Below are 25,366 nucleotides of genomic sequence, written 5' to 3'. Positions count from 1 at the left end.
TACCTTAATTATGTGGCCAGCCACACTTTCGGTGGCCGGAGGAATGGAGTGATCATGAAAGCAATCGTTTTCGACCGGTTCGGCGACCCGGACGTGCTGCACGAGGCGGACATCGAGGTCCCGCAGCCCGGCCCCGGCCAGGTCCGGGTCCGCGTGAAGGCCGCCGGGCTGAACGCGCTGGACGGCAAGATCCGCGCCGGGATGCTGGAGGCCGTCCGCCCGACGACCTTCCCCGCCGTCCCCGGTGGTGAGCTCGCCGGTGTGGTGGACGCCCTGGGTGAGGGCGTGAGCGACGTGCAGGTCGGCGATGAGGTGCTGGGCTGGTCGGACACCGGCTCGTACGCCCAGTACGCGCTGGCCACCACCGTGGCCCCCAAGCCCGCCGGCCTCGGCTGGCGGGACGCGGTCGCGCTGCCGGTGGCCAGTGAGACGGCCGAGCGGGTCCTGAACCTGCTGGGGGTGACCGCCGGGGAGACCGTGCTGATGCACGGCGCGTCCGGAGCGGTGGGAACCCTGGCGGTCCAGCTCGCCACGGCCCGCGGGGCACGCGTGATCGCCACCGCGGGCCCCTCCAACCAGGACTACCTCACCTCGCTCGGCGCCACCGCGACCGTGTACGGCGACGGTCTGGTCGAGCGGGTGCGAGCGCTGGCCCCCGACGGCGTGGACGCGGTGTTCGATCTGGCAGGGAAGGGAGCCCTGGAGGACTCCATCACCCTGCGGGGCGGCACCGAGCGCATCGTCACCATCGCCGACTTCGGTGCACGGCAGCTGGGCATCACCTTCTCCCAGGGGGCCCAGGAACGCTCGACCGCCCGCCTGGCTGCCCTGGCCCAGGACGCCGCGGCCGGCAAGCTCGTCACCACCGTCACCGCCTACCCGATCGACCAGGCGGCCACGGCCCAGCAGGTCAGCGACGCCGGGCACGTGCGGGGCAAGCTCGTCCTGACCGTCGACTGAGCACGCCCTCCCACCGCCTCCCCACGACCACCCGCTGCCTTTACGGTGACCGGCCGGTCACCGCCCTATCGAAGGACCCCCTCATGCTGGATTCCCTGTGGACGCCGACCACTCTTGGCGGCATTTCTCTGCCGCACCGCCTGGTCATGGCCCCCATGACCCGTGACCGCTCTACGCCGGAGGGCGTGCCGACCGAGCTGAACACCGAGTACTACGCCCAGCGGGCCTCGCACGCGCTGATCATCACCGAGGGGACCCAGCCCTCGGCCGACGGCCAGGGCTACCTCCTGACCCCCGGCATCCACAACGACGTGCAGATCGCCGGGTGGCGCAAGGTCACCAACGCCGTGCACGCGGCCGAGGGCCGCATCGTCATCCAGCTGATGCACACCGGACGCATCGCCCACCCCGACAACACCCCCCACGGGCGCCGGCCGGTCGCCCCGTCGGCGATCCGCCCCCAGGGCACGATGTTCACCGCGTCCGGGCCCCAGGAGATGCCCGAGCCCCGTGCCCTGTCGACGCAGGAGGTCGCGGCAACCGTCGACGACTTCCGCAGCGCCGCAGCGGCCGCCGTCGCGGCAGGCGCCGACGGCGTGGAGATCCACGGCGCCAACGGCTACCTGGTGCACCAGTTCCTGTCCGACAACACCAATCAGCGCACCGACGGCTACGGCGGCTCGATCGAGGGCCGCATCCGCTTCGCCGTCGAGGTCGCCGCTGCGGTGGCCGACGAGATCGGCGCCGAGCGCACCGGTATCCGCATCTCCCCCGCAAACCCCTACAACGACATCGCCGAGTCCGACACCGCCGAGCTGTATCCGGCGCTCTTGGACGCCCTGCGCCCCCTGGACCTGGCCTACCTCCACGTGATGCACGCCGGCGACGAGGAACTGCTGGGCACCCTGCGCGCGCTGTGGCCGACCACGCTGATCCTCAACCGGGGCGGCACCGACCTGCCCGCCCGCGCCAAGGACATCGACAACGGCACGGCCGACCTCGTCTCCGTCGGCGCCCTCGCACTCGCCAACCCCGACCTGGTCGAGCGGCTCCGCGTCGGCGCGCCGCTGAACACCCCCGACCCGGCGACCTTCTACGGCGGCGGAGCGGCCGGCTACACCGACTACCCGGCCCACACCGGCTGAGGAACCGAACCATGCCCACCCCCGAACCCCGCATCCCCACGACGGCCGGCGCAGGACCGATGAGCTACGCGATCTTCCAACTCGCCCGCGCCCACCGCGCCCACGCCGCCACCCTGCTGCGCGCGATGGACCTGCATCCCGGACAGGAACTGCTGCTGATGCAGCTCTTCGACCGGGACGGCCAGACCCAGTCCGAGCTGCTCGAATGCCTCGGCGTGGACCACTCCACCATCTCCAAGGCGCTACGCCGCATGCAGGACGCCGGCCTGGTCGTCCGCGAGCCGGCCGCACATGACCGGCGCGTCATGGTGGTCCACCTCACCGACAAGGGCCGTGCCATGCGCGAACCCATCGCAGCCCTGTGGCAGGCCCTGGAGGAGACCTCCGCCCGGAATCTGTCGGAGCAGCAGGCGGAGTCCTTCGTCGAGACCGCCTACGCCATCACCGAGGCGATCGGCAGCCGCGCGCTGCCGCAGGAAGAGTCCGCGTGACTCCCCGGTGTGCACCCCATGCCCGCGTACGCCACACCACACGTGAAAAGGGGCACGCGGACTGCGGTGCACACCGTCCCGCATGCGGCACGACCACCTCCAGGCTGGCCATAGCACCCACCCCGTCCCGGCTGCCTTCTCACGCGGCACGTGGCGGCGAGGCGCACCGCGGATCCGCCCCCACGGCCCGCCACCATGATCCCCATGGCAGGCGCGTCCGTCTGCAGCCACCGCCCGTCAGCCTGACGGAAAGTGAGACCCCCATGCCTGCCACCGACCCCACCACCCTCCCGGTCCTCGTCGTCGGGGCGACCAGCTCCCTGGGGAGCAAGGTCGTCGACGAACTCCTCAAACGCGGCAAGAAGGTCCGCGCCCTGGTGAGGCCGGGCGGTCCGTGACGGCCCGCTGTGGCCCGAGGGGCGGGCCGGCCGTGGGGATGCGGGCTGGTGCCGCGCCCGCCTCACATGCCGGCCTTGGCTTCGCGGGCCGCGAAGGCGGCCGGGGTGAGACCGGTGTGGTCACGGAAGAAGCGGCCGAAGTTCGCGGGATCGGTGAACCCGAGATGGACGGCCACAGCCCGGGCATCCCAACCGGCACCTCCCAACAGGCGCCTGGCTTCGAGCAGCCGCCGCTCGTCGATGACCTCACGCACCCCCTTGCCGGTGGCGTCCCGGGCCGCGCGGCTGAGGGTGCGAACCGAACAGTCGAGCAGCCCGGCGTAGTCCGCAGCCCGGTGAAGTTCCCGGAAGTGCAGCTCCAGGGCGTCCACGAACCGTGCGTACGTGTCCCTGCGGCCCGTTCCGCCCGCCAACGCGCTGGCGGAGGTGACATCCGGGGAATTGGCGAGGCGCAGCAGCAGCGATTCGAGCAGGCTGCGCCGCAGGGCGTGGTGGACATCGAGCCGGCGGCGCCCCAGTGCACGGTGCTCATCCAGGAGCTGGAGCGCCGTCTGCCGCAGCCAGGCCGCGTCATCGGGGTGCGGGCTCAGTACGGCAGGGGCCTCGTGCGCGGTGAGCGGGGCCAGCAGGCGGGCGGCGTCGGACGTCAGCACGTCCGGCTCGAACAGGATGAACAAGCCGCGGGCGGCGCCCGGCGGATGCCAGCACTGCGCGTGCCCGGGACGCACCCACAGCCACTGGCCGCAGGCAACGGTCCGCGTGACGTGGTCGACATCGTGGAGCAGCTCACCCTCGGTCACGAGGATCAGGTAGTGGAAGGTGGCGCGGCCAGGACGGGGCGGATTCCACGGCCAGTCGTCGTGCTCGGCGAAAAAGTCCTCGACGGTGCTCACCTCAAGGCCGTACGGAGTGCCGACCGGGGGCTGGAAACCGTACAGCGGAACCGCGTCCTGCACGGCCTGCCCGCCGGGTCCGATGCGTGGAGAGCGCCTGGAGTGTCGCTTGTCGACCATCATGTGTCCGCAGTTTACCGCCCGTTATGCCCGCTTCGGGGAAAGGGTGGGGCGTGCAGTCCGCGTCCTTGGCCGGAGCCGCTGCCAGCCACCACCGAGGAAGGACACAGTCATGAATGGATCGACCCTGCAGACGTTTGCCGCCGGGTGCGCGGAGACCCTTCCCGGAGCCCAGCTGGAGCATCCGTTCGGCCCGGACTGGGAGGTCTTCAAGGTACGAGGCAAGATATTCATGCTGATGACCGAGGTCCCCGGGCGCCCCGTCGTGATCCTCAAGGCGGATCCCGGCGAGGCCCGCGCCCTCCGGGAACACAACAGCCACATCACCCCCGGCTACCACATGAACAAGAAACACTGGATCACGCTGGAGGGAGGGACACGCGTCGACAAGAAGCTCGTCAGGGAACTCGTCACCGACTCCTACCTGGCCGTCGTCTCCCACCTTCCCAAGGCCGAGCAGCCCGTCGACCCGCGCACCTACGGCACCAGCACGCAGGCGGCCCGGTGAGCGCGGCCGGTGACCGCCTCCAGGACACCGCCCGCAAGGCGGCCCTCGCCCTCCCCGACGTCAGCCACGGCCGCCCCTTCACCCTCGGACTCGACGTGTACAAGGTCGCGGACAAGGTGTTCCTGATCGTCACCGACGACCCGGACGAACAGATCATCACGGTCAAGTGCGAACCTGAGCACGCGCGGGCACTGGAGCGCGGCTACGCCTCGATCACCCCAGGCCGCTACCTCGACAAGAGACACTGGATCTCTCTGGGGCCCGGGCGGGGCATCACGAAGCGGCTGATCAACGATGCGGTCGAGCACTCCTACGACCTGGTCGTCGACGGTCTGCCGCGGAGCGAGCGCCCGCCGCGAGCCCCTGGCCCGGACGCGGCCGCCAGGTGAACGCTGGCCGCGCCCCCTCGGACACTGGCTGGCCTCAGGCCAGCCAGGCAGCGCTGGGAGCTGGGCGATGACGTCGCCTCATCACGTCTCCGTGCCGGACCGGGCGGCGGCCGCCGCGGTTCGGGGGCGGGGGCGGGGCAGGACAGCAGCCGACCCCAGGTCCAGGCGCTTGTCCATGTCCAGGCGGAAGGTGCCGTACGGGTTGACGTTCGACCAGAACAGCGCGGTCAGGCGGCGCCGGTCCTCGCCGCTGAGCATTTTCGCCCAAGCCGGTTCGGCCAGGACCTGCTGCACCAGCAGAGTATTGATATGTACGAGCGCGGACTGGAGCAGGTGCGACGGTAGTACGAGCCGTAGGAGGAGCGCAGGGTGGTGCGGACCTTGGCCTTGAACACCTTCTCGTTCGCCTTCGCCTCGGCCACCAGCTCACGAAGCGTCCTCTCACCCACCACCGGGAACAGGGCTCGGCGTACGACCTCGTCGGGCTTGTCGACGGCGGTCGTCGCCAGCTTGAAGAGGATGCCCTCCTTGCCCCGGACCTTCTTCAGCTCGGCGGTGAGCTGCTTCTCCACCCGCCGCTCGGCACGAGTGTTGATCTTGTGGACCAGGGCTACCAGCAGCTCGACCAGGGCGTCGGTGATCTCAGCCTGCCGGGACCAGCACAGTGCCGCGAGCAGCGTGATCCGCACGTCCGCGCTGGTGTCGCGGAAGTCCGAGGGGTACATCTTGATCGCCCGCGCCCGCCACGCGGCCACCAGCTTCTCCGAGCAGTCCGCGAACAGCGCCTCGGGCAAGCCCAGTCTGCGGACGTCGTTGAGCTTGGTGATCTCGGTGAGCGGGGAGTCCAGGCCGACCGCGCCCGGGTCGCGCTTGAGCGCGGCCAGCAGGGCGGTGCCTGTCTCGTTGTCCTCTGCCACCAGGGACAGCAGCCGGTCCCTCCCCGCCTCGCCCAGGCGCTCGATGACGTGGGCGCAGAATGCCAACTCCCATCGGCCCCGGGCGGCGACCAGGATCTTCTCGACGCGGGTCCGGCCCGGCGGCTCGATCTTCCGCGCCCGGTACTCGACCAGCAGAGCGTCGCGCTGCCAGGCCTCCACCAGTTCGACCGGGCACACCTCCGCAGCCAGCCACCCGGTGAGCGCCTCCTCGTCCGCGAGCGTCGCCGGCCGGAACCCCGAGTGCCTCACGAATCTGCTTGCGGTGGTACTCGGCAGTCCGGCCGACCAGCGTGTACTTCGCGAAGTCAGTGGCCGGGACCTTCACCAGATCGGCGACGTACTCCACCGCGAGCGACGGGATCTCTCCCAGCACATCGGGGAACCGGCCTTCCAGTTCGAAGAACTTCAGCAACAGGATGAAGCCGAGCCGGGTCGTCCCGCTCTTGTTCGCCACCAGGTCCCAGTCGCCGTCTACCAGCGTCCAGCTCGCCAACAGATCCTCTGGCGACCACTCTTGTCGCACGCCCGCCCCTTTGGCCTGGATCACTCGATCAGACCAAGGAGGGCGCCCAGGGCCGGGAAACGGGGCACGCTCCGCTAACTCCATGGCGATAGCTTCCAACGAATCCTTTGGAGGGTCGCCAAAACGTTCACCGATCCAAGGCTCTGCGCGGCCATCGTCGACCGTTTGACGTTCGGCGGCAACATTATCGAGACCGGCACCGACTCCTACCGCCTGGCCGCCACCCGGGCGCGGGCCGAACAGATGGCCGCCGCCCCGCCCCGATCGGGCCCCTGGGCTCAGCCCTTGGTCTTGCGGACCGGGGGTGGGGCCCAACTGCCGTCGAGAACGTCGGGGCGGGGCGCGTAGAGGCGCAGGGTGATACCGAGTGGGCCGACTGGGGCGGGGAGCCAGTTGGGTTCACGGTCGGGGCCGGGGTTGGTGTGGCTGATGTGGATGTCCAGGGAGCCGTCGGGGTTGTAGGTGAGGGGGTCGCGGTCGCCGAGGGCGAAGCGGCTCAGTTCGTTGGGGGCTTGGAAGCCTTCGGCGTCGTACATGGTGACGGACCAGAACGCGGAGACCGGGGGCAGGGCGTCCGCGTCGAAGTGCAGGACGTAGTCGTGCTCGCCGAACAGGGGGTCGCCGTCGGCGTCGGCGTTGAGGAACGGGTAGACGGCTTCTTCCGGCGGGTTGGCGCCCAGCCCGATGAGCGCGACGACCGCTCGCTGGAAGTAGGCGTTGCCGTAGACACCGATGGTGTCCAGGAACGAGGACCAGCCGTTCACGCGGGTGCCGAGACTGGACTGGGCAGCGAGCATCTGCTGGAGAGCTTCCTTGGTGCCGGCTTCGATCTCGGCCTGCTCGTCCGGGGTGAAACGGGCGGCTTCGAACGGCTTGCCGGGGATGATGCCGAGAGCGGCGATGCGGGTCAGGACCGAGAAGTCCGTGGCGTGCGGCGCGATGACGTGCAGGGCCTGGGCGGCGCGGGCGAGGAAGTCGACGCCGGTGAGGCGGTTGGCCAAGGTCAGGGCCTCGGTGTCGGTGTCCACCGCGGGGTCGGGGAGGTGCTCGACGGGGTTCAGCTCGGTCAGGCGGAAGCCGTTCTGGATCGCGTGGACGGCGGGGTAGTCGGCGGTGCCGTTGGTCTGGGTCCGGCCGATGATCCACACGTACGGTGTCGGCGCGTGAATCGCTTCCGTTCCCGTCGGGATCTCACCGTTCCAGCCGGGTCCCACGATTGTGTACTCCTGCGGCCCGGTGCCGGTGGTGCGTTTGCCGGGCACCGCGAAGACGTCCGTCCACATGTCCAGCATCGGCAGCAGGAAGTACCGGTCCCCGGTGTCGGCCACGGACAGGCGGACCGGTCCGGCGGTCAGGTCCAGCCACGCGTTGGAGTACAGGGTGTCGAAGTTCGGCCGGACCACGGCGCGGAAGTCGGCCGCGGGGAACTCCCGCAGATGCTGGTACTGGTTCGGCGGCCCGAACCCCGGCTTGACCCCTGCGGGCAACGCGGCTGCCTGCTGCCGGGAGATGTCCATCGTCACCAGCGGATACAGGTAGAAGTACGCCTCACGGCTTAGCGTCCGCAGGTCATCAGCCAGCTTGCCCACACCACTCCCCTGCCCTCGAACTGATCCTTGCCCACACGCTGGCATGATCCGCAGGAATCAGCTACGCAGACCGGCGTGAGCGTGGGCCTAACGGGTGACATCGCAGCAGCGGGCGTAGGACCGGCCCGGAACCGTTCAACCTCGGTCCGACAGCGCTCGCCTCCGGCGCCGGCACAGAGCAGTCCGGGCGTCCTCCGACGCCAGTAGGTGGAGTCGAATACGAAACCAAACCTGCCCCCGGGGCATTCGGCCGTCCGCGTCGATGTCGTCGCGGGCAGCGGAAATCCGTCCGTCCAGCTGACGTTCCGGCTCCGCTACAACTCCTACTGAGAAACGTGGTCGCCCCGGTGCGTCATGACAGCACCTTGCAAGCTTCTTCCATAGCGTCGAAGGCGCGATTCACACGTTCCCTAGCAGCCTTGTACCTGTCTGAATCGGCCTGGGTCCTCGTTGGAAGCGCATCGGCCTCTGCTCTTGAGGCGACGGCCATTGCATTGATCGCCGCCCGGACCTTCGCGGTAGTCGCCGTTTTTGCATCGGCTTCGAGTGCCGACGCTCGACGGTTGAAGGAGGCAGCCGCAGCCTCCTGGTTGTCCATGGTGATGAGGCCGTCGTACGCGTCGATCGTTGAGTTTGCTGCCTCGCAGCCAGGGTCGGGAGTCGGCGACTTCGACGCTGACGGTGTCTCGCTCACCGCAGGCGCCTGGACCTTCGGCGTGACGACTGACTCGGTGAAAGCCGGCAAGGCGGGACCAGCCTGGTGAGTGGGTTTGGCTGACGGGCTGATCGCTTCCCCGATTTGCTTGAGGTTGGTGACGCCGAGGAACGCCAGCACGCTGATAGCCAGGCCGGCAACAGCGACCCACGTGCGAACCTTGTCGCCGCTATCCATGACGATCCCCCGAAGCGCCTACGGAGCCATCCGGCTTCGCCAAGTCCGTTGATCAATCCGGCCGTTGGCCGAGCAGGACACCCACCATGTTAGGTACGAAGAAGGAGGTACACACTGGGTTACCGCGTTGAGGTACGAGACCGTGACATGTACCGCATCGGTGAGGTGATCGTCGGGTGCCAGGGCGAAGGCCCGAAGCGCCACCTGTCGAAGCAGATCGACACGGAAGCCTAAGCGGAGTGGGGAGTTCAGACTGAGGCGTTCGTGGACCGCCGCGACCTACCGCTGAATGCGCGACATCGAAAACATAGTCCCGCCTCGCCAGATCGGGAGCGCCGTGCGACGACGTCCACCAAGACCTCTGCCGCGACCAGCGGCAGTGCCGATCGGATCGTAGCCATGACCGGCACGGGGCGCGGGCGGTTCCGCAACGCGCGGGTGAGCGGCCGGGCCGGCCACCCCGGCCGGACAGTCCGGTCGGGGTGGTCGGTCTGGCTAGCGGACCGGTGCCGGGGCGTAGCCCGTGGGCCGGGTGGTGAAGGTGCCCCGGCCCTGGGTGCGGCTGCGCAACTGGGTTGCGTAGCCGAACAGTTCGGCCAGCGGGACGGTCGCGGTGAGCGCCGCCGTACCGGCCCGGGCGGTCGAGCCGGAGACCCGGCCGCGTCGGGCGGCGAGGTCACCGAGCACGCCGCCGGCGGCGTCGTCGGGCACGGTGGCCGTGAGCTCGACCACCGGTTCCAGCAGCGCCATAGTGCCGGCCCGCAGGGCGGCCCGGAGCGCGAGCCGTCCGGCGGTGCGGAAGGCGAGCTCGGACGAGTCCTTGGTGTGGGTGGCCCCGTCGGTCAGGGTGACCCGGAGGCCGACCACCGGGTGGCCGCCGAGCGGGCCCTCGGCGAGCGCGTCCCGGCAGCCCGCCTCGACCGCCCGGACGAACTCGGCCGGCACCCGGCCGCCGGTGACGGTCGAGCGGAACTCGAAGCCCAGACCCTCGAACGGAGCCGTGTCGATCACCACCTGGGCGAACTGCCCGGCCCCGCCGTCCTGTTTGACGTGCCGGAAGACCAGTCCGGTCACGCCTCGGACCACCGTCTCGCGGTACGCCACCTGCGGCCGGCCGACCTGGACGTCCAGCCCGTGGGCGCGCCGGATCTTCTCCACCGCCACCTCCAGGTGCAGTTCGCCCATCCCGGACAGCACCGTCTGCCCGGTCTCGGGGTCGGTGCGGACCAGCAACGACGGGTCCTCCTCGGTCAGTCGGGCCAGCGCCGCGCCGAGCCGGTCGGTGTCGCCGGCGGTCCTGGCCTCCACCGCCACCGAGACCACCGGCTCGGCGGTGCTCGGCGGTTCGAGCACCAGAGGTGCCGTGGGCGCGCACAGCGTGCTGCCCGCCCGGGCCGCCTTGAGTCCGATGACGGCCACGATGTCCCCGGCCACCGCCCGGTCCACGTCCGCGTGCCGGTCGGCCTGTACCCGCAGGATGCGGCCGATCCGCTCGGTCCGGCCCGTGCCCGCGTCCAGCACGGTCGTCCCCTTCCCGATCGTCCCGGAGTAGATCCGCAGATACGCCAGCCGCCCGGTGGCGGCCGCACTCACCTTGAACACCAGCCCGGCGAACGGCACTTCGGGATCCGCCGGCCGTTCCTGCGCCGTGTCGCCCAGCGTGCCGCGCACCGGCGGTACGTCCAGCGGCGACGGCAGATACGCCGTCACCGCGTGCAGCAGCGGCTCGATCCCCCGGTTCCGGTACGCCGATCCGCACAGCACCACGACGGCCTCCCCCGTCCGGGTGAGGTCGCGCAGCGCGGCGGCCAGCGTCGGCGCGGAGAGGGCCGAGGTCGCGCAGAACTCCTCCAGCGCGGCCGGGTGCAGCTCGGCCACCGCCTCCTCCAGCAGACGACGCCGGTGCCGCGCCTCGTCCCGCAACTCCTCCGGTACGTCGGCCTCCCGGCAGTCGTCCCGGCCCTCGTCCCAGAGCAGCGCACGCATCGTCAGCAGGTCGACCACACCGGCGAACCGCTCCTCGCGGCCGACCGGCAGCTGCACCACCAGCGGCACGGTGTGCAGCCGCTGCCGGATCGACTCGACGGCGGCGTCCAGGTCCGCCCCGACCCGGTCCAGCTTGTTGACGAAGGCGATCCGGGGCACGCCGTGCCGGTCGGCCTGCCGCCAGACCGACTCGCTCTGCGGCTCGACGCCGGCCACCGCGTCGAACACCGCGATCGCGCCGTCGAGCACCCGGAGCGAGCGCTCCACCTCGTCGGCGAAGTCGACATGGCCCGGGGTGTCGATCAGGTTGATCCGATGACCGTCCCAGACGCAGCTGACGGCGGCCGCGAAGATGGTGATGCCCCGGTCCCGTTCCTGCGGGTCGAAGTCGGTGACGGTGGTGCCGTCGTGGACCTCGCCGCGCTTGTGGACGGCGCCGGTGAGGTAGAGGATCCGCTCGGTCACGGTGGTCTTGCCGGCGTCCACGTGAGCGAGGATGCCCAGGTTGCGGACGGTGGCGAGCGGGTCGGTGTGCTGCAGGTGCGGCTTGGTACGCACGGCCGTTGGCCTTTCGGGGTGATCCGGAGAAGGGCGGCGCGATCTGCGGACGACAGACCCGGGCCCGCACGGAACCACCACGGCAGCAGGCCGGGCAGAGCGCGGCAGGAACGGGTCAGACGGTCGTCGCGAACATCCGGTGCCGGGCGCGCAGCGGGCACCGGGCGGACCGAGACACCAGGATCACCTCGTACCGCGACGGCAGGACGACAACAGCGGTGCGGTAGCGCACGGCCGGTCCCCCCTCACTCGCCACGGTGGGCACCGTCCGGTCGGACGGCGCTCGATCTGCCGCGAGTCTAGGCACCCCACCCCACCCGCCGCACGGGGTTATTCACCGACCGCTCCCACGGGGCCACTGTTCCGGGCGAACTGACGTCAGATCAGCTCGCGGGCAGGGTCAGATACCCGGTACGGCCCGTGCGGTGGGCCTCGGCGGCGGCGCGCAGGACCAGGCCGCGGCGTTCGTCGGCGAGGGCGGTCAGTTCCTCCACCGTCCGTAGGGTGAAGGCGTCGTGCTCGACGGGGTCGAGGGTGATCCGGCCGATCTCGTGCTCGGTGAGGGTGCCGCCGTCGAAGAATGCGCCGAGCCTCCAGGGCCAGGGTGGCTCGGGGGCGGAGAAGGCCAGGACGAGCAGCCGGGGGTCTCCGGTCCGGGCTGCGGCGGGCAGGAAGCCGAGCTCCTCGACGGTCTCCCGGCGGGCGCAGCCCAGCAGGTCCTCGCCGGGCTCCAGGAACCCGCCCGGCAGCACGTACTGGCCGGGGCCCCGGACGGAGCGGAGCGCGAGTATCCGCCCGGCGGCGTCGGTGAACAGCAGACCGGCGCAGGCCAGGCCGTGCGGCAGTGTCGACACGAACTGCTCGGGCGGGAGCCACCCGGGTGGCAGGGCGGTGGGCATGCCTCACGGTAACCGCTGACCCCGGTGGAACCGACGATGCGTCAGCGTGGCTGCCCGGAACGGGATTAAAGACCTGCGATCAAGACAGAGCAGGGCGTATGGTCATGAACCCCCTGAAGGTGGAAGGAGGTTCACCACACCATGGGACTCTTCAAGGACGCACCGCCCCGGGAGCATCCGGACTATACCCAACTGCGCTTCATGGCGGCCGGTTCGCCGTCGTGGTGGAAGAGCAACCGCCACAAGGTCCTCGCCGTCACCGGCCTGCTGGTCGGCTTCTGGCTGGCCGGCCAGCACGACACCGCCCCCACCCCGGCCACCTGCCCCGCACCCCCGCCGGCCGCCAGCACCCGCTGACCCCGGCGCACGCCCCACCCCGCACGCCCCCAAACCCCGGCCGATCCCGCGCCGGGGCCCGGGGGCCCGATGGGTGATGTTCGCGCGGGTCGGCGGGTCGCCGCGCCGACGTGCGGGCACCCCCGGCTGATACTGCGGGCATGCGACCCACCCGTTCGACGTCCCTGCTGCGCCTCGCCGCGGTCACCGCCGCCACCGCGCTTGTCGCCCTCGGCACCCCGGTCACGGCCACCGAGGCCGCGGCGGTCGACGGCCGCCGACCCTGCGTCAGTTCCCGGCCGCCGGAGGGCGGCCCGGCTCTCGACATCCTGCGGATCGCCGAACAGGCCAAGGCCGAGCTCGACCTCAAGTCGGTGATCCTGCGGGTCACGGTCGACGGTCGCGAGGTGATCACGACCGCGCTCGGCGAGTCGATGACGGGTGTCCCGGCCGAGCCCGCCATGCACTTCCGGAACGGCAACGTGGCGATCAGCTACATGGGGACGGCGCTCCTCCGGCTGGTCGACCAGGGCGTGGTCGGCCTGGACGAACCCGTCGCGCGCTGGCTGCCCGACCTGCGGCACGGGGACCGGATCACCCTGCGCATGCTCGCCGACTCCACCACCGGTCTGGTCGACTACGTCACCACCCCGGGCTTCGGCGACCAGGTCGTCGCGGACCCGTTCCGCCAGTGGACGGCGGCGGAGCTGGTGGCCATCTCCACCGGTCAGGACGAGTGGTACGAGCCGGGGACCAACTGGAGCTACTCGCACGCCAACTTCGTCCTCCTCGGCGCCGCCCTGGAGAAGATCACCCAGACCCCGCTGGACGTCCTGCTCCAGCAGCAGATCATGGGCCCGCTCGGGCTGGACGAGACCCGCAACAGCTTCACCCCCGACATCCCGACACCCGTCCTGCACGCCTTCACCGCCGACCGCGGTACGTACGAGGAGTCCAGCTTCTGGAACCCCTCCTGGACCACCGCCCCCGGCGCGGTGCAGACCACCGACATCTGCGACCTGGCCCGCTCGGCCGCCGCGATCGGATCCGGCGAACTGCTCTCCCCCGCCTCCTACCAGGAGCTGCTGAACCCGGGCACGGTGGGCCTGGGCCGGCCGACCAAGACCTGCCCGGAGAAGGTCTGCCTCCCGAACACCGAAGCCACCCACTACGGGATGGGCCTGCTCGTGCTGGGCGACTGGGTGTCCCAGCACCCGCTGTTCTTCGGCTACACCGCCGCCCAGGCCTACCTGCCGTGCGAGCACCTGACCATCGCGGTCTCCACCACCAAGGGCCGCGGTACCCCGGAGGGCCACACCGCCCAGCAGATCACCCAGCGCATCGCCGCCGCGCTCGCCCCGGAGCACCCGATCCCCGACTTCAGCTAACCCCCGGACGACGTGCCCACGGCCTAGACCGCCCTGCGGTAGAGCCAGACGCCCAGGGGCGCGAAGACCGCGACGATCCCGGCGTCCCAGGCGAGTGCCTCCCAGATCGCGCTGGTGGCCGGGCCGCCGAGCACCAGGACGCGGACCGCCTCGGCGGTCTGGGAGACCGGCTGGTGGTTGGCGAAGGCCTGTAGCCACCCCGACATGGTGTAGACCGGGACGAAGGCCGAGGACGCGAAGACCAGCGGCGCGAGGACCGGGAAGGAGGCGGCCATCGCGGTCTCCGGGTCGCCGACCGCCATGCCGACCACCGCGAAGATCCACGACATCGCGAAGCCGAAGGCCAGCACCAGCAGGACGCCGCCGAGGAACGCGGGGACACCCGCGTGGATCCGGAATCCGAGGGCGAAGCCGACCGCGGCCATCAGGCTCACCACGAACACGTTCCGCGCGAGGTCCGCCGTGGTGCGGCCGGACAGCACGGCCGACCTCGCCATCGGCAGCGAGCGGAACCGCTCCATCAGACCGGTCTGCATGTCGGTGGCCAGACCGATGGCGGTGTTCATCGAGCCGAAGACGGCGGTCTGCACGAAGATGCCCGGGATCAGGAAGTCGACGTAGCTGACCCCGGGCGGCAGCGCGGGGCCGACCACCCCGCCGAAGACGTAACGGAGCATCAGCACGAAGACCAGCGGCTGGACGGTGGAGAAGATCAGCAGCCGCGGCACCCGGCGCAGCGCGATCAGGTTGCGCCAGGCCACCGCGAGGCCGTCCCGGACCGGTGCGGCGATCCGCGTGCCGAGCTGTCCGGCGTCGATCGCGGTCATGAGGTGCCTCCGGAGGATGCCGGGCCGTCGGAGCCGGTCCTGGTACGGTGCCCGGTCAGGGCCAGGAAGACGTCGTCGAGGCTCGATTCGCGGACGGTGACCGTGCTCGGGACGAGCCCGCTGGTGTCCAGTGAGTGCAGGACGTCGAGCAGCAGCCGTGACCCGTCCCGGGAGGCCAGCCTGAGCAGCGCGCCCTCCCGTTCGGGCGGTTCGGCGAGCTGCCCGCCGAGGACGGTGGCCGCCCGGACCGCCCGGGCCTCGTCGCCCATCCCCAGCTCGATCACGGTGTTCCCGAGCCGCGTCTTGAGGACGGCCGGGGTGTCGTCGGCGATGATCCGGCCCTCGTTCACGACCACCACCCGGGTGGCGAGCCGGTCCGCCTCCTCCAGGTACTGGGTGGTGAGCAGCACGGTCGTGCCGTCGCGCACCAGCTCGCGGATCAACTCCCACAGGACGGTGCGGCTCTGCGGGTCCAGGCCCGTGGTCGGCTCGTCGAGGAAGAGCACGGGTGGCTCCGGTACGAGGGCCGCGGCGACGTCGAGCCGCCGCCGCATCCCGCCCGAGTAGGTCCGGACGGGGCGGTCGCCCGCGTCGGCGAGGTCGAAGCCGCCGGACCACGGCCGCTTCCCGGACCACGTCGTGCCCGAGGACGGCGGCGTGCCCGCCGCTCGGGCGCAGGATGGTGGTCAGGATCCGGATCGCCGTGGTCTTCCCCGCGCCGTTGGGCCCGAGCAGGCCGAAGACGCTCCCCGGCTGGACCTCGAAGTCCACTCCGTCCAGGGCGGTCACCGTCCCGAACCGCTTGCTGAGACCGACCACGTTGATGGCTGCCTGTCCCATCGGAACGTCCCCGTTCGAGCTGACGATTCGCCGCCGGGCGAGCCCGGCCGGACCTCATTCCATTGTCACCTTCCGGGCTCGGCAGGGCAGCCCTCACGGTCGGTCAGCCGGCGGCCGGTGAGCAGGTACTGGACCAGGCAGCCGGCGGCGAGCACCAGGACTCCGCCCACGGCGTCGAGGAGCCAGTGGTTGGCGCCGGCGAGCACGACGAGGAGGGTGACCATCGGGTACAGCACGGCGGGGATCCGGACCCACGGACTGCGCGTGGTGGTGACGACGGCCAGCGCACACCAGAGGGCCCAGGCGATGTGCAACGAGGGCATCGCGGCGTACTGGTTGGTGAGGGCGGTGAACGCTCCGAGCGGGGCGGAGTCGGGGCTGTTCTCCGGTCCGTCCCACAGGCCGAGGCCCGGGGTGAGCCTGGGCGGGGCGAGCGGGAGGCCCCAGAAGCCGAGCAGGGCCAGCCCGGTGGTGGCGAACAGGACGGTCCGGGCCGTGCGGTAGCGCGGCGGGTGGCGGACGTACAGCCACGCCAGGACGCCCAGCACCACCGCGAAGTGCATGATCTTGTAGTAGTGCTGCACCGCGTCCATCAGCCAGTCGTGCCGCAGGGCCCAGGTGTTGACGGCCCGTTCGACGTCCAGGTGGAGCGCCTGCTCCAGGCGGTAGGTCTCCCGGGCGTGCTCGACCGCGAAGGCCACCCGGTCCGGCGCGGCGTTGCGGATCCGGGTGTAGCTGCCGTAACCGACCTGGATCAGCAGCAGTTCCAGCAGCAGGTTGGGCCGGGAGACCGGGCGCAGCCGCGCCGGCAGCAGCGGCAGGTACGGGCGGCCCCAGGGGTGGCGCGGGGTCGGGCCGGCGGTCCGGCGCCTCCGCCACAGCGGGTCGGCGCGGCGCCGGAACGGCAGGACGGCGGCGGTCACCACCAGGGTGAGCGCCGGCGCGTTGAGCAGCAGGAAGCCGGTGACCGGCTCGATTCCCGGGTTGAACGCGTGGCTGGGCAGCAGGGCGGCGGACGCCGCGACGATCGGCCACAGCGCCCGGTCCTCGGGGCGGCGCCCCACCCGGCCGGTCGCCGCGAGCAGCAGCCAGCCGAGGTCGGCGGGCAGGGCGACGGGGGTCACCACCACGGCCGCGCAGCCGACCAGCCCGGCGCTCAGCAGTCGCTGGCCGTCCGCGGCGAAGGCCGTCCCGCGCCGGAGCGCGAGGACGCCGACCGCGAGTGCCACCACCAACCAGGCGCTCAGCAGCGGCAGGCCGTGCAGGCCGAGCCGTGACAGCACGCCGAGCGCCGACTGATTGCCGAGGTACTCGACCCGGTCGGCGAGGTGCTGCCAGTACTGGACGGTCCCGCCGGGGCGGACCGCCCACGCCACCGCCTCCAGCCCGACGGTGACGGCGATCGCGATCAGCGCACGCCGCCTGGCGCGGGTGCACCACAGCAGCACCACGAAGAGGACCAGCGCGGGCTGAACCGTCATCGCGCAGCCGAGCGCCACTCCGCCGCCTCGCCCCCGCCCCTGCCCCGTGGCGAGCAGCTCCGTCAGCACGAGCGCCAGACACCCCACACCAAGGACCGCGTCGACCGCCGAACCGCGCAGCTCGGCACCGATCAGCACGGCGCCGGCGGCCACGGGGGCGGCCGGCGCCAGTACGGGCGCGTCCGAGGGCACGCTCCGGGCCACCAGGACGCCGGCCACGGCGACGGCGACGAGCGCCGCCAGGGTCAGCACGAGCCGGCCTACGAACGACGTCCCCGCACCCAGCAGGTCCAGGACCAGCCCCGGCACGGGAGTCCCCCGCCCCGAGGTGAGGGCGGTGAGCCGCTGCCGGTCGGCCGGCCGGCCGAGCGTGTACCAGGTGACCGCCGCCGAGGCGACGAGCGTCAGCAGCAGGCAGACCCGCGACACGGTGTCCAGACCTGCGGACGCACCCGCACCGCGCCGTACCGGGGCCGGCCGGGTCAGGGGCATCGCCGTTCCTTTCGCCGTGGATCGGCACCGGGCGGACCGCAGCCGGCTGACGGAGCCTCAGCCCGACGCGGCCGGACACCGGCGCCCAGCTGCTGAACCCCTTATATCTGCCGACCTTCCGGCAGCGCCGCGCGGCGCGCACCTCTGTCTGCCATCCGGGTCGCCTGCCCGTCCCGCTAGTCCGCCGGGATGTGGGCGAGCATCCGCTCCATGCCGCCCACCCAGTTGGCCTTGAGCGCCTCGATCGCGCCGGGCAGGTCGTCGTCGAGCAGCCGGCGGGCGATCTCGCAGTGTTCCTCGGACTCGCGGGCCACCGGTTCGTCCTCGGCGACCACCAGGTTCTCGTAGCGCCGCATCCCGGCCTTGACGCCGGTCAGCAGGCCGAGCAGGCGGGCGTTCGGGCAGCCGCTGAGCAGCAGGCCGTGCCATTCGTCGTCGCGGCGGTCGACCACGGCGTGCTCGGCCACCGCGTCGGGGAAGCCCTGGGCCAGCCGCAGCAGCTCCGGGGCGATCCTCCGCAGGTGCACGGGGTCGGAGGACTCCAGTGCCAGGGACTCCAACGCCGCGACTATCGCGACCAGTTCGCGGAACTCCTTGCGACTGACGGGCGCGAAGCGGAAGCCGCGGCCCTGGTTGCTCTCCAGCACCCCCTCGCCCGCGAGCGTGATCAGCGCCTCCCGCAGCGGGGTCCGGCTGACGCCCAACTCGGCTGCCAGCACAGCCTCGTTGACGTCGGTACCGGCGGCGAACTCGCCGCGGGTCAGTCGCTCCATCAGTTCGTCGCGGATCTGCTCGCGCAGTGGCCGACGCTCGATCACCATCAGGCCCCCCAATCTCCGGTCCCAGCACAGCTCTTGACCGAACGTAGAGTACTGCACTAAGTATTCTGAATACAAAATGCCGATGGGGCGAAGGGGAGACGATTCCATGGGCCTGACCCGGGTGCCGGGGCTGCTGTTCGGCGGCGACTACAACCCCGAACAGTGGCCCGAGCAGGTGTGGCAGGAGGACGTCCGGCTGATGGCCGAGGCGGGGGTGAACATCGCGACCGTCGCGGTCTTCTCCTGGTCCCGGCTCGAACCCGCGCCCGGCGTCTACGAGTTCGGCTGGCTCGACCGGGTCCTCGACCTGCTGCACGAGCACGGGATCGCCGCCGACCTCGCGACGGCGACGGCCACACCGCCGCCCTGGCTGATCCGGCGGCACCCCGAGGTCCGGCCGGTCGACGCCAACGGCACCCGCCTGGAGTTCGGCTCCCGCCAGGGCTACTGCCCCTCCTCCCCCGTGTTCCGGGACGGCACCGTCCGGCTGGCCCGCGCGATGGCCGAGCGGTACGGGGACCATCCCGCGCTGGTCATGTGGCACGTCGGCAACGAGTACGCCGACCACACGGTCGAGTGCCTCTGCGAGGAGTCGGCGCGGCACTTCCGCCGCTGGCTGGAAGACCGCTACGGCAGCCTGGACGGTCTCAACTCCGCCTGGGGGACGTCCTGCTGGGGCCAGCACTACACCGACTGGACGCAGCTCAGCCCGCCCCGGAAGGCTCCGGGGCCGGTCAACCCGACCCAGGTGCTGGACTGGCGCCGGTTCTGCAGCGACGCGCTGCTCGCCTGCTTCGAGGCCGAGCGCGAGGTGCTCAAGGAGGTCACCCCGGACATCCCGGTGACCACCAACTTCATGAGCATCCTGCACCACCTCGACTACTGGAGGTGGGCCGCCGCCGAGGACTTCGTCAGCGACGACGCCTACCCCGACCCGGCCGACCCGACGGCGCACGTGAAGGCCGCGCTCAGCTACGACCTGATGCGCTCGCTGAAGCAACAGCCTTGGCTGCTGCTGGAGTCGGCGCCCGGCGCGGTGAGCTGGCGCGAGGTGAACGTCCCGAAAGAGCCGGGCGTCATGCGGCTGCACAGCCTGCAGGCGCTGGCCCACGGCTCGGACGGCGTGATGTTCTTCCAGTGGCGCCAGGCCAGGTACGGCCCGGAGAAGTTCCACTCCGCGATGCTCCCGCACGGCGGGACGGACACCCGTCAGTGGCGCGAGACGCTCGCCCTCGGCGCGGACTTGCGCCGGCTGGCCGAGGTGGCGGGGAGCGGCACCCGGGCCGAGGTCGCGCTCGTCCTGGACTGGGAGAGCTGGTGGGGCCTCGAAGCGCCCGAGTCGCTGCCGTCCGACCGGCTGCGGCTGCACCGGCTGCTGCTCTCCTGGTACGCGCCGCTGCACGCCCGGGGAATCGCCGTCGACCTGACTCCGCCGGGGCGCGACCTCTCCGCCTACCGGGTCGTCATCGCCCCGAACCTCTACCTCTGCACGGCGGAGCAGGCCGCCAACCTCGCCGCCTTCCCGGGCCAACTCGTGGTCGGCCCGTTCAGCGGGGTGGTGGACGCCGCCGATCAGGTCCACGACGGCGGGGCACCCGGGCCGCTGCGAGAGCATCTCGGGCTGCGGGTCGAGGAGTTCTGGCCGATCCCCGACGGCGGCACCCAGCAGGTGGTGACCGCGGACGGCACCCGGCTCACCGCGCGTACCTGGAGCGAGTGGCTGGCGGTCGACGACGCGCAGGTCCTCGCCCGCTACCTCGGCGGCCCGTTGGACGGCCGCCCGGCCGTCACCCGGCGCGGGACCGCAACCTATCTCAGCTGCCTGCCCGACGACCTGACGCCCGTACTGGACGAAGTGCTCGCCGCCGCCGGCCTCACCGGGACCGACCTGCCGGCGGGCGTCGAAGCCTGTCGGCGCGGCGACTTCCTGTTCCTGCTCAACTACGGGGCCGCGACGGCCACCGTCTCCCTGCCCATCGCCGGGACCGACCTGCTGACCGGCCGTCAGCTGCACGGCTCCGTGGCCATCGCTCCGCGCGACGCCGTGGTCCTGAAGCCCGGCGCGCTCCCGAAGCCCTGAGGAGAACCGTGACCCACCCCTACATACCCAACGCGGGGCCCGCCGCCCGCGCGGCGATGCTCGCCGAGATCGGCGCCTCGAGCGTCGAGGAGTTCTACGGCGACATCCCCGCCGATCTCCGGCTGGCCCGCCCGCTCGACCTGCCCGCCCCCTTCGCCGACGAACAGGGCCTGGTCCGGCACCTGCGCGGCCTGCTGGCCAGGAACACCGACACCACCGAGGCGCTGAGCTTCCTCGGCCACGGCTGCTACCCGCACCACGTCCCGGCGGTGTGCGACGAGGTCAACGGGCGCGGCGAGTTCCTGACCGCCTACGCGGGCGAGCCGTACGAGGACCACGGCCGGTTCCAGGCGCTCTTCGAGTACGTCTCGATGATGGGCGAGCTGCTGGAGATGGACGTCGTCAACGTCCCCACCTACGACGGCTTCCAGGCGGCGGGGACGGCGCTGCGGATGGCCGCGCGCTACACCGGCCGCCGAAAGGTGCTGGTCAGCGGCGCGGTCGCCCCCGACAAGCTCGGCACGATCCGGGGCTACCTCGCCCCGGACATCGAGGTCCTGCTCGCCCCGGTGGCCGAGTCCGGAGAGATCGGCGAGGTCGGCCTCGACGACACCTTCGCCGCCCTCTACCTGGAGACGCCCAACGTGCACGGCGTGATCGAGACCCGCGGACGCCAACTGGCCGACCTGGCCCACTCCGTGGGCGCCCTGCTGGTGGTCGGGACGGACCCGATCTCGCTCGGCGTGCTCGCACCGCCCGCCTCCTACGGGGCCGACCTGGTGTGCGGGGACATCCAGTCGCTCGGCATGCACCAGCAGTACGGCGGCGGCCAGGCGGGTTTCATCGCGAGCCGGGACGAGGAGCGGCTGGTCGCGGAGTTCCCGTCCCGCCTGTTCGGCATCGCCCCGACCGCGGTCGAGGGCGAGTACGGCTTCGGCGACGTGTTCTACGACCGGACCTCCTTCGCCCTGCGCGAGGAGGGCAAGGAGTGGGTCGGCACCGCGGCCGCCCTGTGGGGCATCACCGCCGGCGTCTACCTCGCGCTGATGGGCCCGCAAGGGATGCGGGAGATCGGCGAGACCATCCTCGCCCGGACCAGGTACGCCATGCGGGCCCTCGCCTCCTCCGGCGCCGTGGTGCTCCATCAGGAGTCGCTCCACTTCCGGGAGTTCGTCCTCGAGGTGCCGGACGCCGACGCCCTGCTCGCGGCGCTGCGGGCCGAGGGCATCTTCGGCGGCGTCCGGATCTCGCCCTGGCGGGTGCTGGTCTGCGTCACCGAGCGGCACTCGATCGCCGACATCGACACGCTCGCCGCGGCCGTCAAGGACGCCCTGTCAACTTCCGGAGACCGCACATGAGTTCACACGGTGAAGCGTTCGCCTCCCTGCCGGTCGCGCCCAAGCCCGCCCTGCGCCGCTTCCACCAGGCCCGCTGGGACGAGCAGATCGTTTTCGAGCTCTCCCGGCCCGGCCGGCGCGGCATCGGCGTACCCGCCCCGGACGCACCGCTGGTCGAGCTGCCGGCCGGCGTCGGCCGCAGCACTCCCCCGGCACTGCCCGAGCTGTCGCAGAACCAGGTGGTCCGGCACTACCTCCGGCTCTCCCAGGAGACCCTTGGTGCCGACCTCAACATCGATGTCGGCCAAGGCACTTGCACCATGAAGTACAGCCCGAAGGTGAACGACACCTTCGTCCGCGACCCGCGGATCGCCGAGCTGCACCCGCTGCAGCCCGAGGACTCGGTGCAGGGCGTGCTGGAGATCTACTGGCGGCTGGAGCAGATCCTCAAGGAGATCTCCGGCATGGCCCGGGTCTCGCTGCAGCCCGGCGCCGGTTCGGCGGCGATCTACGCCAACCTCTCGATGATCCGCGCCTACCACGCCGCCCGGGGCGAGGCCGGGCAGCGCGACCAGGTGATCACCACGATGTTCTCGCACCCCTCGAACGCGGCCTGCGCCAAGGTGGCCGGGTACGAGGTGATCACCCTGCTGCCGGACGCCGACGGCTACCCCGACCTCGACGCGCTCCGCGCCGCGGTCGGGCCGCGCACCGCCGCCCTGCTGATCACCAACCCGGAGGACACCGGAATCTTCAACCCGAGGATCCGGGAGTTCGTCGAACTGGTCCACGCCGCAGGCGGGTTGGCCTGCTACGACCAGGCCAACGCGAACGGCATCCTCGGCATCACCCGGGCCCGCGACGCCGGATTCGACCTGTGCCACTTCAACCTGCACAAGACCTTCTCGACGCCGCACGCCTGCGGCGGTCCGGCGGCCGGCGCGTGCGGGGTCTCCGAGGCGCTGGTCCCGTTCCTGCCGGGCCCGCTGGTCGACCGCGAGGGCGAGTCGTACACGCTGAACTCCCCGACGGGTTCGGTCGGGAAGATCCGGCCGTTCCTCGGGGTCACGCCCAACGTCGTGCGCGCCTACGCCTGGGTGATGGCGCTCGGCGCGGAGGGCCTGCGCGAGGTCGCGGAGACGGCGGTCCTCAACAACAACTACCTGATGCACAAGGTGCTGCGGATCCCCGGCGCGTCCGTCCCGTGGGCGGACAAGCGACGGGTCGAGCAGGTCCGCTACTCCTGGCAGGAGCTGGCCGAGGAGACCGGCGTGCACTCGGAGGAGATCGGCATCCGGGCCGCCGACTTCGGCGTGCACTACTGGACCAGCCACCACCCGTACGTGGTCCCCGAGCCCTTCACCCTGGAGCCGACCGAGTCCTACTCCCGTGAGGACCTGGACGAGTACGCCGCGATCCTGGCCCAGGTCGCCGCCGAGGCCCGCGAAAACCCCGAGTTCGTCCGGAACGCGCCCTACAACCAGACCGTCCACCGGATCGACGCCACCTCGCTGGACGATCCGGCGCAGTGGTCGCCCACCTGGCGGGCCTACTGCCGGAAGCACCGTCAGTGATCATCGGACTGGTCGTCAACCCCGTCGCGGGACTGGGCGGTCCGGTCGCCCTCAAGGGCAGCGACGGCGCGGAGACCCAGGCCAGAGCGCTCGCCCTGGGCTCCGTCCCCCGGGCGGCCACCCGGGCGGCCGCCACGCTCACGGCCCTGCACGCGCGGCGCCCGGAGCTTCGGGTCCGCACCGTCGCGGGCCCGATGGGCGAGGACAGCGCGATCGCGGCCGGGGTCCCGTACGAGATCCGCCACCGCCCACCACCGGTCACCGGCGCGGCAGACACCCGGTCGGCGGTGGCGGCGCTCGGCGGGGTGGACCTGCTGCTGTTCGCCGGCGGGGACGGGACCGCGCGCGATGTGCTGGACGCCGGACCGACGGGCGCGGTGCTCGGGGTGCCGGCCGGGGTGAAGGTGTACTCCGGGTGCTTCGCGATCAGCCCGTTCGCGGCGGGGACGATCGCCGCCGGGTTCGACGGGACGACGCTCGACGCGGAGGTCGTCGACCTGGACGAGGACGCGTACCGCGCGGGCCGGGTCGGCGCCCGGTTGTACGGGACCCTGCGGGTGCCGGCGGCCCGGGCCCGGCTGAGCGGCCGCAAGACCGGGTCGTCCTCGGCCGCTCCCGGCTCGGTGGAGTCGATCGCGCGCGCGGTGGTGGCGGCCATGCTCCCCGGCACGGCCTACGCCCTCGGTCCGGGTGCCACCACCCTGGCCGTCGGACGTGAACTCGGCCTGGAGCTCAGCCCGTTGGGCGTGGACGTAGTCCGGGACGGCGCCTTGCTCGCCTCGGACGTCACCGAGCAGACCTTGCTCACCCTTGCCATGTCACAGGTCACGCATGCCATTCTCTCCGTCCTCGGCGGCCAGGGGTTCGTACTCGGCCGGGGCAACCAGCAGTTCAGCCCCCGGGTGCTGGACCGGCTGGCCGGGATCACCGTGCTCGCCACCCAACAGAAGCTCGCCGCGCTCGGCGGCCGTCCGCTGCTGGTGGACAGCGGCGACGCCGCGACCGACGCCGCGCTCAGCGGAACCGTCCGGGTGGTCACCGGGCACCGCGAATCAGTGGTCTACCGCATCCAGTCAGCAAGTGAGGACCTATGAACACCCTGCAGAACAAGGTCGCCATCGTCACCGGCGGAGCCTCGGGCATCGGCCGCGCCACCGCCCGGCTGTTCGCCGCCGAGGGCGCCGCCGTGGTGATCGCCGACCTGGCGGACGCCGGCGAGGTCGTCCGGGAGATCGAGGCGGACGGCGGACGGGCCGTGGCCGTGGCGGCCGACGTCTCGTCGGAGACCGACTGCGAGCGGATCGTCCGGACCGCCGTCGAGACCTTCGGCGGCCTGCACGTCCTGTTCAACAACGCCGGGATCATCCGCCGCAAGACCGCGCTGGATATCTCCGTCGACGAGTGGGATCTCGTGATGGCCGTCAACGTCCGGTCGGTCTACCTGATGTGCCGGTTCGCCGTCCCGGCGATGACCGAGGGCGGCTCGATCGTCAACACCGGCTCGGGCTGGGGCCTGAAGGGCGGCGGCAACGCGCTCTCCTACTGCGCCTCCAAGGCCGCGGTCGTCAACATGACGCGCGCGCTGGCCATCGACCACGCCGCCGCGGGCATCCGGGTCAACTCGGTCAACCCCGGCGACACCATGACCCCGATGCTTCGCGACGAGGCGCGCCAACTCGCCGAGGACTGGGCCGCCTTCGAGAAGGACGCCGCCGACCGGCCGATGGGCCGCGCGGGCTCACCGGAGGAGATCGCCGCCGCGGTGCTGTTCCTGGCCGGCGACGCGAGCAGCTTCGTCACCGGCTCCGCCCTGGTCGTCGACGGCGGCGGCCTCGCCTGACCCTGCGTCACCCACCCCACCCACCACCTTCGGAGGTACCCGTGTCCACTTTCCGGAAGAG

At 71.6% G+C, this 25,366-nt stretch carries 23 protein-coding genes and 4 pseudogenes; 14 read left to right on the top strand and 13 right to left on the bottom strand.

The genetic code is table 11. The annotated features are described in order from the left end of the window. Window positions 1–54 precede the first annotated feature (54 nt). The 4 genes from F4556_RS36355 (at window position 55) to F4556_RS36340 (ending at window position 2,994) form a co-directional block, all read left to right on the top strand. Window positions 55–960 (top strand): NADP-dependent oxidoreductase, encoded by a 906-nt coding sequence (locus tag F4556_RS36355; RefSeq protein WP_184923880.1) that lies wholly within the window; start codon window positions 55–57, stop codon window positions 958–960. Window positions 961–1,043: 83 nt separating this feature from the next. Then, the gene (locus tag F4556_RS36350) at window positions 1,044–2,105 is read left to right on the top strand and encodes an alkene reductase (protein WP_184923878.1); all 1,062 of its coding nucleotides are present in this window, start codon (window positions 1,044–1,046) and stop codon (window positions 2,103–2,105) included. Between the two features lie 11 nt (window positions 2,106–2,116). After that, window positions 2,117–2,596: a MarR family winged helix-turn-helix transcriptional regulator gene (locus tag F4556_RS36345; protein ID WP_184923876.1), complete on the top strand. Its 480-nt coding sequence runs from the start codon at window positions 2,117–2,119 to the stop codon at window positions 2,594–2,596. Between the two features lie 263 nt (window positions 2,597–2,859). Further along, the gene (locus tag F4556_RS36340) at window positions 2,860–2,994 is read left to right on the top strand and encodes an NmrA family NAD(P)-binding protein (RefSeq protein WP_221503786.1); all 135 of its coding nucleotides are present in this window, start codon (window positions 2,860–2,862) and stop codon (window positions 2,992–2,994) included. Between the two features lie 62 nt (window positions 2,995–3,056). Here the strand turns inward: F4556_RS36340 and F4556_RS36335 are convergent, their stop codons facing one another. After that, the gene (locus F4556_RS36335) at window positions 3,057–4,010 is read right to left on the bottom strand and encodes a helix-turn-helix domain-containing protein (RefSeq protein WP_184923874.1); all 954 of its coding nucleotides are present in this window, start codon (window positions 4,008–4,010) and stop codon (window positions 3,057–3,059) included. Between the two features lie 109 nt (window positions 4,011–4,119). Between F4556_RS36335 and F4556_RS36330 the strand changes: the two genes are divergently transcribed. Next, window positions 4,120–4,515, top strand: coding sequence for an MmcQ/YjbR family DNA-binding protein (locus F4556_RS36330; protein ID WP_184923872.1), 396 nt, complete (start codon window positions 4,120–4,122; stop codon window positions 4,513–4,515). Next, window positions 4,512–4,904: an MmcQ/YjbR family DNA-binding protein gene (locus tag F4556_RS36325; protein ID WP_184923870.1), complete on the top strand. Its 393-nt coding sequence runs from the start codon at window positions 4,512–4,514 to the stop codon at window positions 4,902–4,904. The genes F4556_RS36330 and F4556_RS36325 overlap by 4 nt, the downstream gene beginning before the upstream one ends. A gap of 81 nt (window positions 4,905–4,985) precedes the next feature. Here F4556_RS36325 and F4556_RS36320 read toward each other — a convergent pair whose 3' ends face one another. The 3 genes and pseudogenes from F4556_RS36320 to F4556_RS39645 all read right to left on the bottom strand — a co-directional run. Continuing rightward, window positions 4,986–5,198, bottom strand: coding sequence for a hypothetical protein (locus F4556_RS36320; RefSeq protein ID WP_313069120.1), 213 nt, complete (start codon window positions 5,196–5,198; stop codon window positions 4,986–4,988). Continuing rightward, complete coding sequence (locus F4556_RS39650) at window positions 5,132–6,091, bottom strand: hypothetical protein (RefSeq protein ID WP_313069119.1); 960 nt, start codon at window positions 6,089–6,091, stop codon at window positions 5,132–5,134. Before F4556_RS39650 ends, F4556_RS36320 begins: the two co-directional genes overlap by 67 nt. A 43-nt stretch (window positions 6,092–6,134) precedes the next feature. Then, window positions 6,135–6,449, bottom strand: a pseudogene (locus tag F4556_RS39645) (DUF4158 domain-containing protein); the annotation flags it as partial. On the opposite strand from F4556_RS39645, the pseudogene F4556_RS37695 reads away from it, so the two are divergent. Continuing rightward, a pseudogene (locus F4556_RS37695) lies at window positions 6,442–6,620 on the top strand (ATP-binding protein); the annotation flags it as partial. The pseudogenes F4556_RS39645 and F4556_RS37695 overlap by 8 nt on opposite strands. Before the next feature lie 23 nt (window positions 6,621–6,643). Here the strand turns inward: F4556_RS37695 and F4556_RS36305 are convergent. The 4 genes from F4556_RS36305 to F4556_RS36290 form a co-directional block, all read right to left on the bottom strand. Continuing rightward, the gene (locus F4556_RS36305) at window positions 6,644–7,954 is read right to left on the bottom strand and encodes a DUF1254 domain-containing protein (RefSeq protein WP_184923864.1); all 1,311 of its coding nucleotides are present in this window, start codon (window positions 7,952–7,954) and stop codon (window positions 6,644–6,646) included. Window positions 7,955–8,306: 352 nt separating this feature from the next. Then, the gene (locus F4556_RS36300; protein ID WP_184923862.1) at window positions 8,307–8,846 is read right to left on the bottom strand and encodes a hypothetical protein; all 540 of its coding nucleotides are present in this window, start codon (window positions 8,844–8,846) and stop codon (window positions 8,307–8,309) included. A 495-nt stretch (window positions 8,847–9,341) separates the two neighbouring features. Next, window positions 9,342–11,390 carry an elongation factor G gene (gene fusA, locus F4556_RS36295; RefSeq protein ID WP_184923860.1) on the bottom strand — a complete coding sequence of 683 codons (2,049 nt, stop codon included), beginning with the start codon at window positions 11,388–11,390 and terminating at the stop codon, window positions 9,342–9,344. Between the two features lie 383 nt (window positions 11,391–11,773). Next, window positions 11,774–12,289, bottom strand: coding sequence for an NUDIX domain-containing protein (locus tag F4556_RS36290; protein ID WP_184923858.1), 516 nt, complete (start codon window positions 12,287–12,289; stop codon window positions 11,774–11,776). A 141-nt stretch (window positions 12,290–12,430) separates the two neighbouring features. Between F4556_RS36290 and F4556_RS36285 the strand changes: the two genes are divergently transcribed. Together F4556_RS36285 and F4556_RS36280 are read left to right on the top strand one after the other, a co-directional pair. After that, a complete protein-coding gene (locus F4556_RS36285) occupies window positions 12,431–12,646 on the top strand; it encodes a hypothetical protein (protein ID WP_184923856.1) in 216 nt (71 codons plus the stop codon). Window positions 12,647–12,786: 140 nt separating this feature from the next. Further along, complete coding sequence (locus F4556_RS36280) at window positions 12,787–14,013, top strand: serine hydrolase domain-containing protein (protein ID WP_184923854.1); 1,227 nt, start codon at window positions 12,787–12,789, stop codon at window positions 14,011–14,013. Window positions 14,014–14,036: 23 nt separating this feature from the next. Here F4556_RS36280 and F4556_RS39925 read toward each other — a convergent pair whose 3' ends face one another. From F4556_RS39925 to F4556_RS36260, 5 genes and pseudogenes are all read right to left on the bottom strand, one after another. Continuing rightward, a complete protein-coding gene (locus F4556_RS39925; RefSeq protein ID WP_512699296.1) occupies window positions 14,037–15,290 on the bottom strand; it encodes an ABC transporter permease in 1,254 nt (417 codons plus the stop codon). A 5-nt stretch (window positions 15,291–15,295) separates the two neighbouring features. Further along, a pseudogene (locus F4556_RS39920) lies at window positions 15,296–15,394 on the bottom strand (hypothetical protein); the annotation flags it as partial. A 133-nt stretch (window positions 15,395–15,527) separates the two neighbouring features. Next, window positions 15,528–15,680 (bottom strand): annotated as a pseudogene (locus F4556_RS39280) (ATP-binding cassette domain-containing protein); the annotation flags it as partial. A gap of 65 nt (window positions 15,681–15,745) precedes the next feature. Next, the gene (locus tag F4556_RS36265) at window positions 15,746–17,653 is read right to left on the bottom strand and encodes a bifunctional glycosyltransferase 87/phosphatase PAP2 family protein (RefSeq protein WP_184923849.1); all 1,908 of its coding nucleotides are present in this window, start codon (window positions 17,651–17,653) and stop codon (window positions 15,746–15,748) included. A 176-nt stretch (window positions 17,654–17,829) separates the two neighbouring features. Further along, entirely contained in the window at window positions 17,830–18,474 is a 645-nt protein-coding gene (locus F4556_RS36260; RefSeq protein WP_184923847.1) for a GntR family transcriptional regulator, read from the bottom strand. 106 nt (window positions 18,475–18,580) lie between these two features. Here F4556_RS36260 and F4556_RS36255 point away from each other — a divergent pair, with 106 nt between their 5' ends. From F4556_RS36255 to F4556_RS36235, 5 genes are read left to right on the top strand one after another with little or no spacing between them, the layout of a single operon-like run. Further along, window positions 18,581–20,554, top strand: a complete 1,974-nt coding sequence (locus tag F4556_RS36255) for a beta-galactosidase (RefSeq protein WP_184923845.1) — start codon at window positions 18,581–18,583, stop codon at window positions 20,552–20,554. 8 nt (window positions 20,555–20,562) lie between these two features. Then, entirely contained in the window at window positions 20,563–21,912 is a 1,350-nt protein-coding gene (gcvPA, locus tag F4556_RS36250) for an aminomethyl-transferring glycine dehydrogenase subunit GcvPA (protein ID WP_184923843.1), read from the top strand. Further along, entirely contained in the window at window positions 21,909–23,465 is a 1,557-nt protein-coding gene (gene gcvPB, locus F4556_RS36245) for an aminomethyl-transferring glycine dehydrogenase subunit GcvPB (RefSeq protein WP_184923841.1), read from the top strand. Before gcvPA ends, gcvPB begins: the two co-directional genes overlap by 4 nt. Next, entirely contained in the window at window positions 23,462–24,559 is a 1,098-nt protein-coding gene (locus F4556_RS36240; RefSeq protein WP_313069116.1) for an ATP-NAD kinase family protein, read from the top strand. Before gcvPB ends, F4556_RS36240 begins: the two co-directional genes overlap by 4 nt. Continuing rightward, the gene (locus tag F4556_RS36235; RefSeq protein ID WP_184923837.1) at window positions 24,556–25,305 is read left to right on the top strand and encodes an SDR family NAD(P)-dependent oxidoreductase; all 750 of its coding nucleotides are present in this window, start codon (window positions 24,556–24,558) and stop codon (window positions 25,303–25,305) included. The genes F4556_RS36240 and F4556_RS36235 overlap by 4 nt, the downstream gene beginning before the upstream one ends. Window positions 25,306–25,366 lie beyond the last annotated feature (61 nt).

The organism is Kitasatospora gansuensis (genome assembly GCF_014203705.1).
Classification (GTDB): domain Bacteria; phylum Actinomycetota; class Actinomycetes; order Streptomycetales; family Streptomycetaceae; genus Kitasatospora; species Kitasatospora gansuensis.
This window is presented reverse-complemented; position numbering and strand designations above follow the sequence as displayed.